This is a genomic window from Solimonas terrae (assembly GCF_011067135.1).
In the GTDB taxonomy this organism is placed as follows: Bacteria; Pseudomonadota; Gammaproteobacteria; order Nevskiales; family Nevskiaceae; genus Solimonas; species Solimonas terrae.
Map to the genome: position 1 here is coordinate 114,983 of NZ_JAAMOW010000010.1, position 16,142 is coordinate 131,124.

Below are 16,142 nucleotides of genomic sequence, written 5' to 3' on the forward strand. Positions count from 1 at the left end.
CCTACCAGCCGAGCCAGAGGCGGATCGTGTCGATCAGGCGATGGAAGAAACCGCCGAGCGGGACGTCGTCCATGGCCACCAGCGGCACGGTCTTAAGGGTCTTGCCATCGAGCACGATGGTGGCGGTGCCCAGCGCCTGGCCCTTGCTCAGCGGTGCGATGATCGGCGAGTTGATCTGCGCGCTGACCTGCAGCTTGTCGGCGCTGCCGCGCGGCAGCGACAGCGCGACCGGCTCCAGCGTGCCGATCGCGATGCCGTCGACATTGCCCTTGTAGACGCGCGCGGTCTGCGCCGGCTTGCCGGGGCCGAACAGCGAGGTCGTGTCGAAGAAGCGGAAACCGTAGTTCAGCAGTTCCAGGCTCGATTGTTCGCGCGCCGCCCAGCTGGTGGTGCCCATCACCGCCGCGATCAGGCGATGACCGTCGCGCACTGCCGAACTCAGCAGGCAATAGCCGGCTTCCGAGGTGTGACCGGTCTTGATGCCGTCGACGCTCGGATCTTTCTCGAGCAGGCCGTTGCGGTTGGGCTGGCGGATCTTGTTGTAGGTGAATTCGCGCTCGGCGAAGATCTTGTACCACTCCGGAAAATCATGGATCAGCGCGCGCGCGAGCGTCGTCAGGTCGCGCGCCGTCGTGTAGTGCTCGGGGTCGGGCAGGCCGGACGCATCGGCGAAGTGCGAGTTGGTCATGCCGAGGCGCTTCGCGTACTGATTCATCAGGTCGGCGAACACGGACTCGCTGCCGGCAACGTGTTCGGCGACTGCCACCGTGGCGTCGTTGCCCGACTGGATGATGATGCCGCGCAGCAGGTCGATCAGCTTCACCTGCGTGCCGACGCGCACGAACATGCGCGATTCGCTGGAGTCGATGCCCTGACGCCAGGCCTTTTCGCTGATCAGCACGTCGTCGTTCGGCGACAGGCGCTTCTGCTTGATCTCGTCGAACACGATGTAGGTGGTCAGCACCTTGGTGATGCTGGCCGGCGCGACCTTCTCGTCGGGATTCGAGGCCGCGATCAGTTCGCCGCTGTCGTAGTCCATCAGCGCGTACGACTTCGCGTCGATCGCCGGCGGATCCGGAATGGCCGCAGCGAGGGCGAGACCGGGCAGCAGGAGAACGGAAGCGGCGAAGGACAGCAGCAGATTTTTCATCATCAAAGCTCAGGGGATTACGGCGAGAAGTCGTCATTCTAAAGGACGTCGCCGACGGCGGCGCCGGTGAAAACTCAATTCTTGACCCAGAACGCCGGATAGCCGGCGTCGTGCAGACGCTGGCGCATGTCCTGCGCGTCCTTGTCGCTGCCGAACGGGCCGACCATCACACGATGCAGCTGGCCGCCCGGGCTTTCGCTGACGATGACGCCGGCGAGTCCGCGATGAAGCAATTCGTCACGCATCGCCAGTGCGTTGATCGGGTCGGTATAGGCCGCGACCTGCAGCCAGCGTCCCGGTGTCGGTGTCGGCACCACGGCCGGCGTCGACGGCAGCGGCACATCGGACGCGGTCGGTGCCGGCGGTGGACTCGGCGGCGTTGCGCTGGCCAGACTTTGACTGTCGTCATTCGGCTGCAGCGCCACGATCTCGACCTCGGCATGGCCGTTGGCGATGACCCCGAGCCGCGCCGCCGCCGCGTACGACAGATCGATGATGCGGCCGGAATGGAACGGGCCGCGGTCATTGATGCGCACGACGGCGGTCTTGCCGTTTTCCAGGTTGGTGACGCGCACGTAGCTGGGTATCGGCAGCGTCTTGTGCGCAGCCGTCATTGCGAACATGTCGTAGGGTTCGCCGCTGGCGGTCTTGCGGCCCTGGAATTTCTTGCCGTACCAGGAAGCGCGGCCGCGCTCCTTGAACCCGGCGGTGTCGTCGAGCACGTGATAGATCGTGCCGAAGGCCTCGTATTCCTCGGGATTGCCTGAGGCGCTGCGCGGCTCGACCCTGGGCACGGCATCCGGCGTGTTCGCAACATCGGCAGGAATGTCGCCGCGGTCCGGGGCGCTGTCGCTGATGTCGGGTTGCGTGATCGTCACGCGCGGGCGCGTACCGCTGCGCGGTGCGGGCGTGCCGCCATCGACCGGCACGGTGCGCGTCGGCGTCGACTGGATCGGCGGGCCGACTGCACAGGCCGACAACGCCAGCGCGAGGCAGCCGGACAGCGCCGCGCGCGCGCGCATCATGGCGACAGCGCCGCGGCAGCTTCGATGCGCTGCGCCAGTTGCGTCACCGCCATCGCGTAGTAGATGCGCGGGTTGTAGGTCATCACCGAATAGAAATTCGGAAACGCCAGCCAGTACTCGTGGCTGCCGTCGTCGAGCGCGAGGTCGATGATGCCGAGTTGCGTGTCGTCCGGCAGCGGTACCGACGGCTGCACGCCGGCGCGACGCAGATCGCCGGCGAGATAGAAATTGTCACGCGAGTTGACGACGGCGCCGGCCGGCAGCACACCGTTCGTCAGCGTCGCCGGAATCGCGATCGGCTCGCCGCGTCGCCACGCCCAGTCCGGCGCGTAGTGCGTGAAGTAGTTGGCGATCGAGCCGATCGCGTCGGGCAGCGACCAGAGGTCGGTCTTGCCGTCGCCGTCGTAGTCGAGCGCGAGCTTGCGGTAGTTGCTCGGCATGAACTGCGCATCGCCCATGGCGCCGGCGTAGGAGCCGGTCGGTGTGCGCGGGTCGAAGCCGCGATCGCGGCACAGCGCGAAGAAATCGGCGAGCTCGCCGAAGAAGAACACGTTGCGGGTCGGATGCTCGAAACCCTGGGTCGCCAGCGCATCGAGCACGCGCACGCCACCGGTGATGCGGCCGTAGCGCGTCTCGATGCCGAGAATGCCGAGGATCAGCGACGGCGGCACGCCGAACTCGTTCTCCGCACGTTCCAGCACGTCGCGCTGCTCATGCAGGAGGGCGACGCCGTCGCGGATGCGCGAGTCGTCGATGCGCCGTGAATACTGCGTCCAGGTTTCGGTGCGTTCCGGCGCCTTCTGTTCCTGCACGATCAGCTGCGGCAGACGTCTGGCGTCGGCAAGCGCGAGCGTCACCTGCTGCAGTTCCGCTTCGGAAAAGTGATCATCGATGCGCAGGCGCTGCAGCAGTGCCGGGACCTGCGGTTCGGTGCTGTAGTCGATGCCGTCGGCGATCGCCACCGACGAGATCAGCACGGCGCAGCACAGGGCGGGGATCAATGGGGTCCGGCGCATCAGTTCGCCAGCAGCTTGCGATGGGTGTGGACCGACATCAGCATGCCGAAGCAGGCCAGCAGCGATACTGCGGACGTGCCGCCGTAACTCACGAGCGGCAGTGGCACACCGACCACCGGCAGCAGGCCGATGACCATGCCGATGTTGATGAACACGTAGACGAAGAAGGTCATCGCCAGCGAGCCGGCGAGCAGGCGCTGGAAGGTGTCCTGGGCGCGTGCCGCGATCCACAGGCAGCGACCGACGATCGCCAGATACAGGATCAGCAGCACGATCACGCCGATGAAGCCCATTTCCTCGGAATAGACCGCGAAGATGAAGTCGGTATGCGCTTCCGGCAGGAAATCCAGCTTGGCCTGCGTGCCGTGCAACCAGCCCTTGCCGAACACGCCGCCGGAGCCGATCGCGATCATCGACTGCGTGATGTGATAGCCGGCGCCGAGCGGATCGCTTTCCGGGTTGAGCAAGGTCAGGATGCGCTGCCGCTGGTAGTCCTGCATGTGCGTCCACAGCAGGGGCGCGGCGGCGCCGGCCAGCGCGAACGCGCCGATGATCCAGCGCCAGCGCAGACCGCCGAGAAACAGCGCGAAGCCGCCGGCGGCGACGATCAGCAGTGCCGTGCCGAGATCCGGCTGCTTGGCGATCAGCGCCGCCGGCATGCCGATCAGCGCCAGCGTCGCGATGATGGTGATGATGTTCGGCGGCAGGCGGCGGGTGTGCAGGTAGGCGGCGATCGTCGTCGGCATCGCCAGCTTCATCAGCTCGGAAGGCTGGAAACGGATGACGCCGAAGTCGAGCCAGCGTGTCGCGCCCTTGGCGGCGTCGCCGAGCAGCAAAGTCGCCACCAGCAGCAGGAGCGTGAAGCCGTACAGCCATGGCGTGACGGTGCGATACATCGCCGGCGGCGCCTGCGCGATCGCCGCCATCACGACCAGGCCGAGCACGACGCGCTGGGTCTGGCTGATGACGCCGTCGATCGAATGCCCGGACGCCGAGTACTGGATGAAGATGCCGACGCCAGCGACCGCGAGCAGCAGCACCAGCAGCCAGATGTCGATGTGCCAGCTCTCGAGCCAGTCGGCGATGCCCGGTTCCGGCTTGTTGCTGCGGCTGTGGCCTGCGCTGTGCAGGATTTCAGCGATCATCGTCGTCGTTCTCCGTCGCGCTCGCCGGTTTTGCGGGATTGGGCACGGCCAGCCCCGGCACCATCGACGGCGTCACGTGGCTGCTCTGCTCGGTCGCGTTCTCGTTACCGTACAACACATAGCCGAGCAGGTACTGGTCCATCACCTGGCGCGCGATCGGGCCGGCGAACGAGGCGCCGTGGCCGCCGTGTTCGGCGATGACCGCAACCGCGATCTTCGGATCATCGGCCGGCGCGAAGGCGATGAACAGGGCGTGATCGCGCAGCTTCAGCGGCAGGTCTTCCTGCGCGGTCGGCCTTGCCTCGTCCTGACGCAGGCCGGCGACCTGCGCCGATCCGGTCTTGGCGGCGATCCGGTACGGCGCGCCGTGGCCCACCATCCAGGCCGTGCCGCCCTGTTCCTGCGCGACCGATTCCATCGCCGCGATCACCGTCGACCAGTCGTTCTCGTCCTTGAGCTTGATCTTCGGCAGGGCCTGCGGCTCGACAGCGGTGACCTTGCGCGTGATCGGGTCTTCGGTGGCGTGCAGGACATGCGGTTTGAACCCGCCGCCGCGCATGGCGATGCGCGCGACCATTTGCGCGAGCTGCATCGGCGTTACCAGCACATAGCCCTGGCCGATGCCGACGTTCAGGGTCTCGCCCGGATACCAGTTCTCGTGCCGCGTCTTGCGCTTCCATTCGCGCGACGGGTAAAGCCCGTCCTTCTCCAGCGGCAGATCGACGCCGGTGGCGTGGCCGAGCCCGAAGCCGGTCATCGCTTCGTACATGCGGTCGATGCCGAGATTCATCGCCAGATTGTAGAAATAGATGTCGCAGGAGCGCTTCACGCCTTCGGCCATGTCGACCGGGCCGTGGCCGGTGCGCTTCCAGCAGTGATACTTGCGGGAGGAGCCGGGCAGGGTCATTTCACCGCGACAGTATTCGGTGTGCTCCGGCGTCACGACACCGTATTCGAGGCCGGCCAGCGCCATCGCCGGCTTCACGGTCGAACCCGGCGGATACAGACCCTGCAAGGAGCGATTGAACAGCGGCCGCGACGGATCGTTGAGCAGCGCCTGATAGGTCTGGTTGTCGATGCCGCTGACGAAGGCCTGCGGATCGAAGCCCGGCTCGCTGACCATGGCGATGATCTCGCCATTGCGCGGATCGAGCGCGACCACCGAGCCCTGGAAATTGCCCATCGCTTCTTCGGCAACCAGCTGCACCTTGGTGTCGATCGACAGATACAGATTGCGACCCGGGTAGCCACGCTGGTAGTCGAGTTCGCGCAGCGGCCGGCCGTAGGCATTGGCTTCGATGATCTTGGCGCCGGGCTCTCCGCGCAGCAGGTCTTCCTCGCTTTTCTCGACGCCGGTCTTGCCGATCTGCGTCAGGCCGAGAAATTCGCTTTCGTTGGCGGCGCGCAGCTCTTCCTCGCTGATGCCGCCGACATAGCCGACCAGATGCGAGGCGGACGCACCGAGCGGGTAGTTGCGGGTCAGGCCGGCGTTGATGTCGACGCCCGGAAACTGGTGACGGTCGACCTCGTAGCGGGCGACCTCCTCCATCGTCAGGTTGGAGCGCAAGGGTACGCCGCGGTAGCGCGGCGATTTGCGGACGCGATCCTTGAAGCGTGCGATGTCGGCATCGGTCAGCGTCACGACATGCGACAGCCGCGCCAGCAGCGCGTCCATCGCCTCGTGATTGCCGATCTGTTCCGGCGTCACTTCCAGCACGAAGGCCGGCTGGTTCTGGGCCAGCAGGGTGCCGTTGCGGTCGTAGATCAGGCCGCGCACCGGCGCGACCGGCACCACGCGCATGCGGTTTTCATCGGCGCGGGTCTGGTAGTGATCGTGCTCGACGATCTGCAGGTCCGACAGGCGCACGATCAGCAGCACCACACCGGCCGCACAGAACAGCACGGCGATGCCGGCGCGGCGCAGGAACGCATCACGTTCGGCGTGGATGTTCTTGAGCGCATCGCGACGATGCCGGCCGAACAGCGCCATCAGTCCTCATCTCCGCCGGGCTGGCGGATCAGTTCCATCACGCTCCACAGCAGCGGCCAGAACAGCGTCGTCGAAATCGCCGGCAGCCAGCGCAGCCAGGGCTCGGCCTCGTGCTGGGTGGCGCCGTCGATCCAGAACATCAGGAAGCAGTACAACACCCAGGCCGGAATCAGCGCGACGGTCGCCTGCCAGAGCGGGAAGATGATGAAGAAACTGCGCAATCGCACGACCAGATAGACGACGACGACCAGTCCGAGTGCATGCTGGCCGAGCGGCGAGGCGTACAGCACATCGAGCATCAGGCCGACGACGAACGCCGGCAGCAGGGCCGGCAGCTGCGGTTCGCGCAGCGCCCAGTAGGCGAGCATCAAGGGCATCCACAGCGGCCGGGCGGCAGACAGCGAATCCGGCAGTTCGATCATCTGCAGGACCAGCCCGCTGAGCAGGCTCAGCAGGAACGCAAGCCACACGGCCTGAGGGCTGGGCCGGCTCATGGCTTCGGTTTGCCGACAGCGGGTGTCGCCGGCGTCGGCGCCGACTCATGCGGCGTTCTGGCTGGTGTCCTGGCCGGCGTTGCGGCCGGGGCAGCCGCCGGTTTCGCCGGTTCGGGCTTGCTGGCCGCGGGCGGCTTGCCGGTGGCGACGGGAGCCGGTCTGGCAGCCTGCGGCTGGTCCTGATCGGCGGCGGTTTCGGCGGCGACCGCGGCGTCGGCGTCGGATTCGACGCCGCGATTCCAGACCAGCAGCGCCTGGCGGCCCTGATTCAGGCGCGCCGCCGGATAGGCGTAGGCTTCCATGAAGTGCTCGCCGGCAACCGGTTTGACGTCGTAGACCTTGCCGACCGGATAGCCGGCCGGGAAGCGGCCGCCCAGCGAAGAGGACACCAGCAGGTCGCCGTTCTTGATGTCGGCGTTGCTGGGCAGGAACGGCAGGCGCAGGCCGCGTTCGTCGCCAAGACCGACGGCGATCGTCTGCAGGCCGGTGCGGTTGATCTCGACCGGAATGCCGTGATCGGGGTCGGTTACCAGCAGCGCCTTGCAGGTATTCGGTGCGACATCGATGACCTGACCCATGACCCCGTACGCATCGACCAGGGCCTGGCCACGGTAGATGCCGTCGCGGGAGCCGCGATTGAGCGTGATCTGGTGACGGTACGGGTCCTGATTGACGGCGATGATCTCGGCCACCAGCACCTGATCGGTGAGCTGCGCCGAAGAGGCCAGCAGTTCGCGCAGGCGCCGGTTCTCCGCCTCCAGCGCGTCCATCTTCGACAGGCGCGCCGACAGCACGAACTGCTGCTGCTTGAGCTCTGCGTTCTGCTGTTCGATGTGACTGCTGGTGTCGATGCCGCGCGCCATGTCGACGAAGCGGACCGGCAGCGACGCCAGCCAGATCACCGGCGTCAGCGACCACGCGGTCCAGGCGCGCGCGGCTTTCAGGCTGTCGCCACGCATGTCGTTGAATATCAGGGTCAGCGAGACGGCGATCAGCAGCAGCGTCCGCAGGCCGAGCCCGGGCCCGCGCGGAAACAGCGGTCGGTGATAGGAATCGTGCAGCGAATTCAATGGCGTGCCGTCGGGCAGGGCTGCTTAATAAGTGGCCGAAAGCATAGAGGCGCAAGCCTGTATCGGCAATGCGTCCGTTACTGTCTGGCGGATCGCGGCGAATGGCCGTTGTGAGCAGCGCCGAGGTCGCACCGAGAAGCGCAGCCGTACATGAGTACGGCGAGCATCACAGGCGCGAGATCGGCGCGCGCAGCAGGCCAGTCGCTGCGATCAGTCGAGGGAGTAGAAGTCCGACTGCCGATCGAGCATGTCGAGCACCATGCCGCCGCCGCGCGCCACGCAGGTCAGCGGATCGTCGGCGATGATCACCGGCAGGCCGGTTTCCTCGGAGATCAGCTTGTCGAGGTCGCGCAGCAGGGCGCCACCGCCGGTCAGCACGATGCCGCGTTCGGCGACGTCCGAGCCGAGCTCCGGCGGCGTGCGCTCGAGCGCCTGCTTGACCGCCTTGACGATGCCCGACAGCGGCTCCTGCAGCGCGTCGAGGATCTCGTTCGAGTTCATCGTGAAGTTGCGCGGCACGCCGGCGGCCAGATGGCGGCCGACGACGTCGATTTCCTGCACTTCGTGGCCCGGGAAGGCGGTGCCGATCTGGATCTTGATGCGCTCGGCGGTGGCCTCGCCGATCAGCATGTTGTACTGGCGGCGCACGTAGGAGACGATGCTTTCATCGAACTTGTCGCCGCCGATGCGGACCGACTCGGCGTAGACGATGCCGTTCAGCGAGATCACCGCCACTTCCGAGGTGCCGCCGCCGATGTCGACCACCATCGAGCCGCGCGCCTCGCCGATCGGGATGCCGGCGCCCAGCGCCGCGGCGATCGGTTCTTCGATGACCCAGACCTTGCGCGCGCCGGCGTTTTCGACCGATTCGCGGATGGCGCGGCGCTCGACCTGCGTCGAGCCGTAGGGCACGCAGACCACGACGCGGGTCATCGGCCGGGTCATCCGGCCCTTCTGCACCTTGCGGATGAAGTGCTGCAGCATCTTCTCCGTGACGGTGTAGTCGGCAATCACGCCGTCACGCAGCGGGCGCACCGTGCTGATGTTGGTCGGCGTGCGGCCGAGCATCTGCTTGGCCTCGATGCCGACGGCCTCGACTTTCTTGGCGCCGCGCGCGTCCATGCGGATCGCGACCACGGACGGTTCATTGAGGACGATGCCTTCGTCGCGCACGTAGACGAGGGTATTGGCCGTGCCCAGATCGATGGACAGGTCGTTGACAAACAAACGGCGTACGGCGTCGAACATCTCGGGTGGCCTGCTCGGTATGACTGAATTCTGGTTTTATCCCGTTGGCCTTCTGGCCTCGGGAACGCGATTTGCCGCTGCGATGGCGGCGGTGCACATTCTCACATTCCAGTAGAATTGTGCATCCGCACATCATAAACGATTCCCGGCGCCGCAAGGCTGCGGGAATGGCCTTTTCAGCTTGGCCCGTCGGCCATGCCCACCACGTCGGAAACGCCGCAAGCGATGAGTCTGAGTCCAGAAAATATCAAGCAGGTCGCGCATCTGGCGCGCCTCGAATTGCCGGCCGACCGGATCGGCCCCTATGCCGAGCAGCTGTCGAACATCATGCAGCTGGTGGACCAGCTGTCGAACGCCGACACGCAAGGCGTGACGCCGATGGCGCATCCGCTGGCCATGCACCAGCGCCTGCGTCCGGACGCGGTCACCGAGTCCGACCGCCGCGAGGCCTTCCAGGCGATCGCGCCGGAGGTCGACGAGGGCGTCTATCTGGTGCCCAAAGTCATCGAATAAGCCCGACGGCCGTTCGCGGCTTGCGGCGGCCGCCGGCAAGAGCAGATCAGGCGCGGTCGTTCGCGCCGTTCGCCGAAACAAGAGCTGGAACCCCAATGCACACTCTGTCGATCAAAGAACTTTCCGAAGGCCTGCGAGCGAAGAAATTCTCGTCTCGCGAGCTGACCGCGCATTTCCTCGGCCGCATCAAGGCGCACGATGGCGCGCTCAACAGCTTCATCACGGTCACCGACGAACGCGCGCTCAAGCAGGCCGACGCCGCCGATGCGCGTCTGGCGCGCGGTGACGCCCAGCTGCTGACCGGCATCCCGCTCGCGCAGAAGGACATCTTCTGCACCCTGGGCGTGAAGACCAGCTGTGCGTCGAAGATGCTCGATTCGTTCATCTCGCCTTACGACGCCACCATCGTCCAGAAGCTGCATCTCGATGCCGGCATGGTCATGCTCGGCAAGTGCAACATGGACGAGTTCGCGATGGGTTCTTCGAACGAGACCAGCTGGTACGGTGCGGTCAAGAACCCCTGGGACACGGCGCGCGTACCGGGCGGCTCCAGCGGTGGCTCGGTCGCCGCGGTCGCCGCCGGTCTGGCGCCGATCGCCACGGCGACCGATACCGGCGGCTCGATCCGCCAGCCGGCCGCGCTGTGCGGCCTGACCGGCATCAAGCCGACCTACGGGCGGGTGTCGCGCTACGGCATGATCGCCTTCGCGTCCAGTCTCGACCAGGCCGGCGTGGTCGCGCGCTCGGCGGAAGACGCGGCACACGTGCTGCAGGCGATGTCCGGCTTCGATCCGCTGGACTCGACCAGCGTCGAACGGCCGGTCGATGATCTGGTCGGCGGCCTGAACGACTCGATCAAGGGCCTGAAGATCGGCCTGCCGAAGGAATATTTCGCCGAGGGCCTGGCGCCGAGTTCGCGCGAGAAGATCGAAGCGGCGATCAAGACACTGGAAGGACTGGGCGCGATCATCAGCGAGATCTCGCTGCCGAATTCGCCGCTGTCGGTGCCGACCTACTACGTCGTCGCGCCGGCCGAGGCCAGTTCCAATCTCGCACGCTTCGACGGCGTGCGTTACGGCCATCGCGCCGAAGGTGTGAAGACGCTGGAACAGCTCTACAAGAAAAGCCGCGGCGAAGGCTTCGGCGCGGAAGTGCAGCGGCGCATCATGATCGGCACCTACGTGCTCAGCCACGGCTACTACGATGCGTACTACCTGCAGGCGCAGAAGGTCCGCAAGCTGATCTACGAGGATTTCCGGCGCGCGTTCGACAGCGTCGATCTCGTGCTCGGGCCGACCGCGACCGACGTCGCGTTCCCGCTCGGCAGCAAGACCGACGATCCGGTCGCGATGTATCTGAACGACATCTACACGATCGCCGCCAACCTCGCCGGCATTCCGGCGATGTCGCTGAACTGCGGCTTCGTCGACGGCCCCTCGACGCAGCTCGGGACAGGCCCCTCGACGCAGCTCGGGACAGGCCTGCCGGTCGGCCTGCAGCTGATGGGCAACTTCTTCAGCGAGGCGAAGCTGCTGAACGTCGCGCATCAGTTCCAGCAGGTCACCGATTTCCACAAGCAGATGCCCAAGGCATTCTCGTAAGGGCGCAACGACATGGCATACGACAGCTCAACCTGGGAAGTGGTGATCGGACTCGAAGTCCATTGCCAGCTCCGCACGCAGTCCAAGATCTTTTCCGGCGCCGCGACCGCGTACGGCGCTGCGCCGAACACGCAGGCCGATGGCGTCACGCTCGGCATGCCTGGCGTATTGCCGGTGCTGAACCAGACCGCGCTCGAATACGCGGTCAAGTTCGGCCTGTCGGTCGACGCCAAGATCGCCGAGCGCTGCGTGTTTGCACGCAAGCACTACTTTTATCCCGATCTGCCGAAGGGTTATCAGATCTCGCAGTACGAACTGCCGATCGTCTACGAAGGCCATCTCGATATCGAAGTCGATGGCAAGGTCAAGCGCATCGGCATCACGCGTGCGCACATGGAAGAGGACGCCGGCAAGTCCATGCACGAAGGTCATGTCGGCCAGTCCGGGATCGACCTCAATCGCGCCGGCACGCCGCTGATCGAGATCGTCTCCGAGCCCGACATCCGCTCGGCGGCCGAGGCGGTCGCGTACCTGAAGAAGCTGCACCAGCTCGTCGTCTACCTCGGCGTCTGTGACGGCAACATGCAGGAAGGCAGCTTCCGCTGCGACGCCAACGTGTCCGTGCGCAAGCACGGCGCCGAGAAGTTCGGCACGCGGACCGAAACCAAGAACGTCAATTCGTTCCGCTATGTCGAAAAAGCGATCGAATTCGAGATCGAGCGGCAGATCGACGTCATCGAAGCCGGCGGCAAGATCGTCCAGGAAACGCGTCTGTTCGATCCGGGCACCGGCGAGACGCGCTCGATGCGCACCAAGGAAGACGCCAACGACTATCGCTACTTCCCGGATCCGGACCTGCTGCCGGTGGTGGTCACGAGTGACGAGATCGAGCGCATCCGCGGCACGATGCCGGAGCTGCCGGAAGCCAAGAAGGCGCGCTTCGTCGAGCAGTACAAGCTGCCGGTCTACGACGCCGGCGTGCTGACCGCCGAGCAGGCGCTTGCCGATTTCTATGAATCGGTCGTTGCCGAATCGAAGGGCGATCCGAAGATCGCCGCGAACTGGGTGATCGGCGATCTGCTCGGCGGTCTCAACAAGGCCGGCAAGACCATCGCCGAGTCGCCGGTCGATGCCGTGCAGCTGGCCGGTCTGATCGCGCGCATCGCCGACAAGACCATCTCCGGCAAGATCGCGAAGGACGTGTTCGAGGCGATGATGGCCGGCGAGGGCAATGCCGACGAAATCATCAAGGCCAGGGGCCTGGTGCAGATCACCGACGAGTCGGCGATCATCAAAGCGATCGAGGACGTGATGGCAAAGAACCCCGGCCAGCTCGCAGAGTACCGGGCCGGCAAGGACAAGCTGTTCGGTTTCTTTGTCGGCCAGACCATGCGCGCGACGCAGGGCAAGGCCAATCCGGATGCCCTGAACCGGCTGCTGAAAGAGAAGCTGGCAGGCTGAAACGCCGGACAAGCGACTGCGCTCGGCATCCCGCGTGCAGGCGGTGCTCGCAATGCTCGCGTACGGAAGTACGCTGATGTTCGGCTCAAGCCGGACTGGCATTGAGTCAGTCAGCCCCGAGGGCCGAACATTGCCGTGCTCCGTCCTCGCGTGGACTGCCTTCGCTCGCTACGCTTCTCCGACATTCCAGAATATTGAATTGTCTGATGCCGACACGATATTGAGCCGATGAACAACCGACTGACCGAATTCCTGTTGCCCGATCTCGGCGTGCGCGGCGCGATCGTCGAGTACGAAGCCGGCGTCGATACGATGCTCGGTTCGCGGCCGTACCCGGCCGACGTGCGCAAGCTGCTCGCGCAGGCGGTCGCGGCGATGCCGCTGCTCGCCGCGCACACCAAACTCGAGGGACGCATCAGCCTGCAGTTCCAGCACAGCGAAGGGCCGGTGCAGCTGCTGATCGCGCAGGTCGAGAGCGCGCAAGGTGTCGATGCCGGCATGCGCGTGCGCGGCATGGCCAAGGCCGAAGCCGATGCGCAGGGTGATTTTGCTGCGCTGATGCAGGGCGGCCAGTTCGGCCTGCTGATCGAGCCGGAACGCGGCGGCCAGAACTATCAGGCGATTGTCGCGATCGAAGGCCAGCATCTGGCCGATGCGATGGAATTCTATTTCGCGCAGTCCGAGCAGCTGCCGTCGCTGCTGCGACTGGCCTACGACGGTACGCATATCCGCGGCCTGATGCTGCAGCGCCTGCCGCTCGGCGAGAAGAACAGCAGCGAAGATCACTGGCAACACGTCAGCGTACTGTTCAACACCTTGCAGGAAGCCGAGCTGGCCGAGACGCCGGGGCTGACGATCCTGCGGCGCCTGTTCCACGAGGACGATGTCCGCGTCTTCGATCCGCAACCGGTACATCTGGCCTGCCGCTGCTCGCGCGAGGGCATCGGCGCGATGCTGCGGTCGCTGGGCGAAGCGGAAGTCGAGGATCACCTGCAGGAACACGGCAAGTTCGACGTCACCTGCGAGTTCTGCGGCCGCGAGTATTCGTTCAGCGCCAGCGACGCCCGCCAGCTGTTCGTACCGGCCAACAGCCAGCCGTCGAACGACACCCGGCATTGAGCGGCACCGCGCCAGGGCGTCGGCGCGGCGTGTGCGCACGGCGCCGGGCGCGTGGCGGCAAGGACCGGCAGGCGGACTTCAAGCGATGCTGACATTCGTCATCAATCTGCCGGGAAGTGTCGAACGCCGCGCGACGATGGACCGGCAGCTGGCCGGACTCGGGCTCGAGGTCGAGTTTGTCGACGCGCTGGACGGTCGACGGCTGGATCGCCGTGAGCATCCGACCGCATCCGGTCTGCTCGATGCGGAACTCGGTTGTTACCTGAGTCACCTCGCGGTCTGGCGGCGCCTGATCGCTTCCGGCCGGGATTGCGCGATCGTGCTCGAGGACGACGCCGTTGTCGCGCCCGATCTGGCCGCGCAATGCGCGGAATTTTCCGGTTTGCCCGAGCGACCGGACATGGTGCGGATTTCCAGCGTCAAGCAGCCGGCCGGCATCGAGATCCGCAAGCTGGCGTCCGGCCGCCGCGTCCTGCTGCCGACCGAGCATCCCAGCGGTTGCCAGGGATACTGGCTGACGCGGGACGGCGCACGAAAGTTCCTCGATTGCCTGTCGAGACCGCGCATCGCGATCGACTGCGCGCTCGATCGATACTGGCGATACGGCCTTCGCGTGTTTCTGCTCGACCCGCCGGCGGTACGCGAGCGGTCCGGTATTGCCAGCACCATCGGCGAGCGCTCGCGCAATCACCGCCGGAACCGGATCGCCCGCAAATTCGAGAAGTGGCAACGTCACTTCGCGGTGCGGCGAATCCTCGCCCGTCTTCGCCGCAGGCCCCAGGCGGCGCCCCGCTGAGGGTGGGCGCCACGGCGCCTGCGATACGTCCGGCGAGGTGCGCCTGACGGCGGCGACCGATCGGCATCGTGCCACATGCGCCGCCGCGAGACTTGGTCGGTGGCGGCTGATCCGGGCTAAGCTGGCCGGCCCTGCCACCCGCCGTTGCGCCACGCCGTTCCATGATCATTCCCCGCTATCGTGTCGACGTCTCCCGCATTCCGCAGTCCGGCAGGGGCTTGTTCGTCGAGGAGCCGGTGCGGCGCGGCGCGGTGATCGTTGCGCCGGACAAGGTCCATACCGTGTGGACCGAGGCGCAGCTGCGCCAGTATCCGGACGATTCGATCGAGGTCGAGTCCAGCGTGCGCTGGTTCGAGGACCGGTTCTCGCTGACGCCGGAGTGGAGCGACGAGTGCTACGTCAATCACAGCTTCGCGCCGACCGCGCTGTGGCATCTCGGCTTCATCTTCGCCTTGCACGATCTGACGGCCGGCGACGAAGTGACGATGGACTATCGTCACGTGATCGGTGACGGCGAGCGCATGCCGTTCGCCGACAGCGTGAGCGGGCGCGAGATTGTCGGTCTGCCGTGGCGCGAGGCGCTGGCCGGCAGCAGTCGGCAGCTGCTCGAACTGCTGGGCTGAGCACGACCACGGTCGCGCCGTCCGGCCGAAACGGGATTCCGGGCCGTTGGCATCCGCATCGGCGGCTGCTGCGTATAGGAGCAGACGATGAATGTCCTTGACGCCTTTCTGCTGACCGTCGTGATCGTGATCGCCGCCAAAACGGTGGCCTGGCTGCTGCAATGGCGCAGCGGCAATGCCGGCGTCGTCGATGCGATCTGGTCGTGGACGCTGGGCGGGCTCGCCGTCGTCTACGCGCTGGCCGGCGACGCACCCGCCGCGCTGCGTGGCCTGCTCGCGATGATGGGCGGACTCTGGGGCCTGCGCCTGGGAAGCTACATCTGGCGGCGCAACGCCGGCCGACCGGAGGACTTCCGCTACCGGAAATTCCGCGAAGCGTGGGGCGGCAGGGCCAACGTCAACATGTTCTGGTTCTTCCAGTTCCAGAACATTTTCACGCTGGCGCTGTCGGCCTCGGCTTTCCTGCCGGTGGCGTACCGGGATGACCTGCCGTCCGTGCCGGCGCTCGTCGCGGCCCTCGCGATCTGGCTGGTTTCGGTCGGCGGCGAAAGCCTTGCCGATCGGCAGATGAAGGCCTTTCGCGCCGATCCGGCCAACCGCGGCAAGGTCTGCCGCGATGGGCTCTGGGGCTGGTCGCGCCATCCGAACTATTTCTTCGAATGCGTGCACTGGCTCGCCTATGTGCCGCTGGCGATCGGCGCGGCCTGGGGTGGGCTCAGCCTGGTTGCGCCGCTGGTGATGGCGTTCCTGCTGATGAAGCTGTCGGGCGTGCCGCTGCTCGAAGCCGAGATGATTCGCCGCAAGCCTGGCTACGCCGACTACGTGCGCACCACCAGCGCGCTGTTGCCGCTGCCGGCCAGGCGTTCTTCCACCGCTGTTCAAGACTGAGTC

15 protein-coding genes are annotated in these 16,142 nt (G+C 66.1%); 7 read left to right on the top strand and 8 right to left on the bottom strand.

From position 1 onward, the window contains the following. Position 1 precedes the first annotated feature (1 nt). From G7Y85_RS18265 to G7Y85_RS18300, 8 genes are all read right to left on the bottom strand, one after another. Positions 2–1,150: a D-alanyl-D-alanine carboxypeptidase family protein gene (locus G7Y85_RS18265; protein WP_166260862.1), complete on the bottom strand. Its 1,149-nt coding sequence runs from the start codon at positions 1,148–1,150 to the stop codon at positions 2–4. A gap of 74 nt (positions 1,151–1,224) precedes the next feature. Next, positions 1,225–2,175: a septal ring lytic transglycosylase RlpA family protein gene (locus G7Y85_RS18270; protein ID WP_166260865.1), complete on the bottom strand. Its 951-nt coding sequence runs from the start codon at positions 2,173–2,175 to the stop codon at positions 1,225–1,227. Further along, positions 2,172–3,191, bottom strand: coding sequence for a lytic murein transglycosylase (locus G7Y85_RS18275; RefSeq protein ID WP_166260868.1), 1,020 nt, complete (start codon positions 3,189–3,191; stop codon positions 2,172–2,174). The genes G7Y85_RS18270 and G7Y85_RS18275 overlap by 4 nt, the downstream gene beginning before the upstream one ends. Continuing rightward, positions 3,191–4,336: a rod shape-determining protein RodA gene (gene rodA, locus G7Y85_RS18280; protein WP_166260871.1), complete on the bottom strand. Its 1,146-nt coding sequence runs from the start codon at positions 4,334–4,336 to the stop codon at positions 3,191–3,193. The genes G7Y85_RS18275 and rodA overlap by 1 nt, the downstream gene beginning before the upstream one ends. Beyond that, on the bottom strand, positions 4,326–6,326 hold the full coding sequence (gene mrdA / locus G7Y85_RS18285; RefSeq protein ID WP_166260874.1) for a penicillin-binding protein 2: 2,001 nt from the start codon (positions 6,324–6,326) through the stop codon (positions 4,326–4,328). Before mrdA ends, rodA begins: the two co-directional genes overlap by 11 nt. Next, positions 6,326–6,820, bottom strand: coding sequence for a rod shape-determining protein MreD (gene mreD, locus G7Y85_RS18290; RefSeq protein ID WP_166260877.1), 495 nt, complete (start codon positions 6,818–6,820; stop codon positions 6,326–6,328). Before mreD ends, mrdA begins: the two co-directional genes overlap by 1 nt. Continuing rightward, positions 6,817–7,890, bottom strand: a complete 1,074-nt coding sequence (gene mreC, locus G7Y85_RS18295; RefSeq protein WP_166260880.1) for a rod shape-determining protein MreC — start codon at positions 7,888–7,890, stop codon at positions 6,817–6,819. The genes mreD and mreC overlap by 4 nt, the downstream gene beginning before the upstream one ends. A gap of 210 nt (positions 7,891–8,100) precedes the next feature. Continuing rightward, positions 8,101–9,138: a rod shape-determining protein gene (locus G7Y85_RS18300; RefSeq protein ID WP_166260883.1), complete on the bottom strand. Its 1,038-nt coding sequence runs from the start codon at positions 9,136–9,138 to the stop codon at positions 8,101–8,103. Positions 9,139–9,363: 225 nt separating this feature from the next. Between G7Y85_RS18300 and gatC the strand changes: the two genes are divergently transcribed. From gatC to G7Y85_RS18335, 7 genes are all read left to right on the top strand, one after another. Beyond that, positions 9,364–9,651 carry an Asp-tRNA(Asn)/Glu-tRNA(Gln) amidotransferase subunit GatC gene (gene gatC, locus G7Y85_RS18305; protein WP_166260886.1) on the top strand — a complete coding sequence of 96 codons (288 nt, stop codon included), beginning with the start codon at positions 9,364–9,366 and terminating at the stop codon, positions 9,649–9,651. Between the two features lie 95 nt (positions 9,652–9,746). Next, a complete protein-coding gene (gene gatA / locus G7Y85_RS18310; protein ID WP_166260889.1) occupies positions 9,747–11,252 on the top strand; it encodes an Asp-tRNA(Asn)/Glu-tRNA(Gln) amidotransferase subunit GatA in 1,506 nt (501 codons plus the stop codon). Positions 11,253–11,264: 12 nt separating this feature from the next. Continuing rightward, complete coding sequence (gatB, locus tag G7Y85_RS18315; protein WP_166260892.1) at positions 11,265–12,713, top strand: Asp-tRNA(Asn)/Glu-tRNA(Gln) amidotransferase subunit GatB; 1,449 nt, start codon at positions 11,265–11,267, stop codon at positions 12,711–12,713. A 228-nt stretch (positions 12,714–12,941) separates the two neighbouring features. Further along, positions 12,942–13,832: an Hsp33 family molecular chaperone HslO gene (hslO, locus tag G7Y85_RS18320; RefSeq protein WP_166260895.1), complete on the top strand. Its 891-nt coding sequence runs from the start codon at positions 12,942–12,944 to the stop codon at positions 13,830–13,832. An 85-nt stretch (positions 13,833–13,917) separates the two neighbouring features. After that, positions 13,918–14,628 carry a glycosyltransferase family 25 protein gene (locus tag G7Y85_RS18325; RefSeq protein WP_166260898.1) on the top strand — a complete coding sequence of 237 codons (711 nt, stop codon included), beginning with the start codon at positions 13,918–13,920 and terminating at the stop codon, positions 14,626–14,628. 161 nt (positions 14,629–14,789) lie between these two features. Beyond that, the gene (locus G7Y85_RS18330) at positions 14,790–15,251 is read left to right on the top strand and encodes an SET domain-containing protein-lysine N-methyltransferase (protein ID WP_166260901.1); all 462 of its coding nucleotides are present in this window, start codon (positions 14,790–14,792) and stop codon (positions 15,249–15,251) included. Between the two features lie 87 nt (positions 15,252–15,338). Then, positions 15,339–16,139: a DUF1295 domain-containing protein gene (locus G7Y85_RS18335; RefSeq protein ID WP_166260904.1), complete on the top strand. Its 801-nt coding sequence runs from the start codon at positions 15,339–15,341 to the stop codon at positions 16,137–16,139. The last annotated feature ends 3 nt before the right edge of the window (positions 16,140–16,142 follow it).

Excerpts from the sequence above, each read along its gene's own strand:
- G7Y85_RS18265 (WP_166260862.1), bottom strand. The coding sequence starts at position 1,150 with ATGAAAAATCTGCTGCTGTCCTTCGCCGCTTCCGTTCTCCTGCTGCCC.
- G7Y85_RS18270 (WP_166260865.1), bottom strand. The coding sequence starts at position 2,175 with ATGATGCGCGCGCGCGCGGCGCTGTCCGGCTGCCTCGCGCTGGCGTTG.
- G7Y85_RS18275 (WP_166260868.1), bottom strand. The coding sequence starts at position 3,191 with ATGCGCCGGACCCCATTGATCCCCGCCCTGTGCTGCGCCGTGCTGATC.
- rodA (WP_166260871.1), bottom strand. The coding sequence starts at position 4,336 with ATGATCGCTGAAATCCTGCACAGCGCAGGCCACAGCCGCAGCAACAAG.
- mrdA (WP_166260874.1), bottom strand. The coding sequence starts at position 6,326 with ATGGCGCTGTTCGGCCGGCATCGTCGCGATGCGCTCAAGAACATCCAC.
- mreD (WP_166260877.1), bottom strand. The coding sequence starts at position 6,820 with ATGAGCCGGCCCAGCCCTCAGGCCGTGTGGCTTGCGTTCCTGCTGAGC.
- G7Y85_RS18300 (WP_166260883.1), bottom strand. The coding sequence starts at position 9,138 with ATGTTCGACGCCGTACGCCGTTTGTTTGTCAACGACCTGTCCATCGAT.
- gatC (WP_166260886.1), top strand. The coding sequence starts at position 9,364 with ATGAGTCTGAGTCCAGAAAATATCAAGCAGGTCGCGCATCTGGCGCGC.
- gatA (WP_166260889.1), top strand. The coding sequence starts at position 9,747 with ATGCACACTCTGTCGATCAAAGAACTTTCCGAAGGCCTGCGAGCGAAG.
- gatB (WP_166260892.1), top strand. The coding sequence starts at position 11,265 with ATGGCATACGACAGCTCAACCTGGGAAGTGGTGATCGGACTCGAAGTC.
- hslO (WP_166260895.1), top strand. The coding sequence starts at position 12,942 with ATGAACAACCGACTGACCGAATTCCTGTTGCCCGATCTCGGCGTGCGC.
- G7Y85_RS18325 (WP_166260898.1), top strand. The coding sequence starts at position 13,918 with ATGCTGACATTCGTCATCAATCTGCCGGGAAGTGTCGAACGCCGCGCG.
- G7Y85_RS18330 (WP_166260901.1), top strand. The coding sequence starts at position 14,790 with ATGATCATTCCCCGCTATCGTGTCGACGTCTCCCGCATTCCGCAGTCC.
- G7Y85_RS18335 (WP_166260904.1), top strand. The coding sequence starts at position 15,339 with ATGAATGTCCTTGACGCCTTTCTGCTGACCGTCGTGATCGTGATCGCC.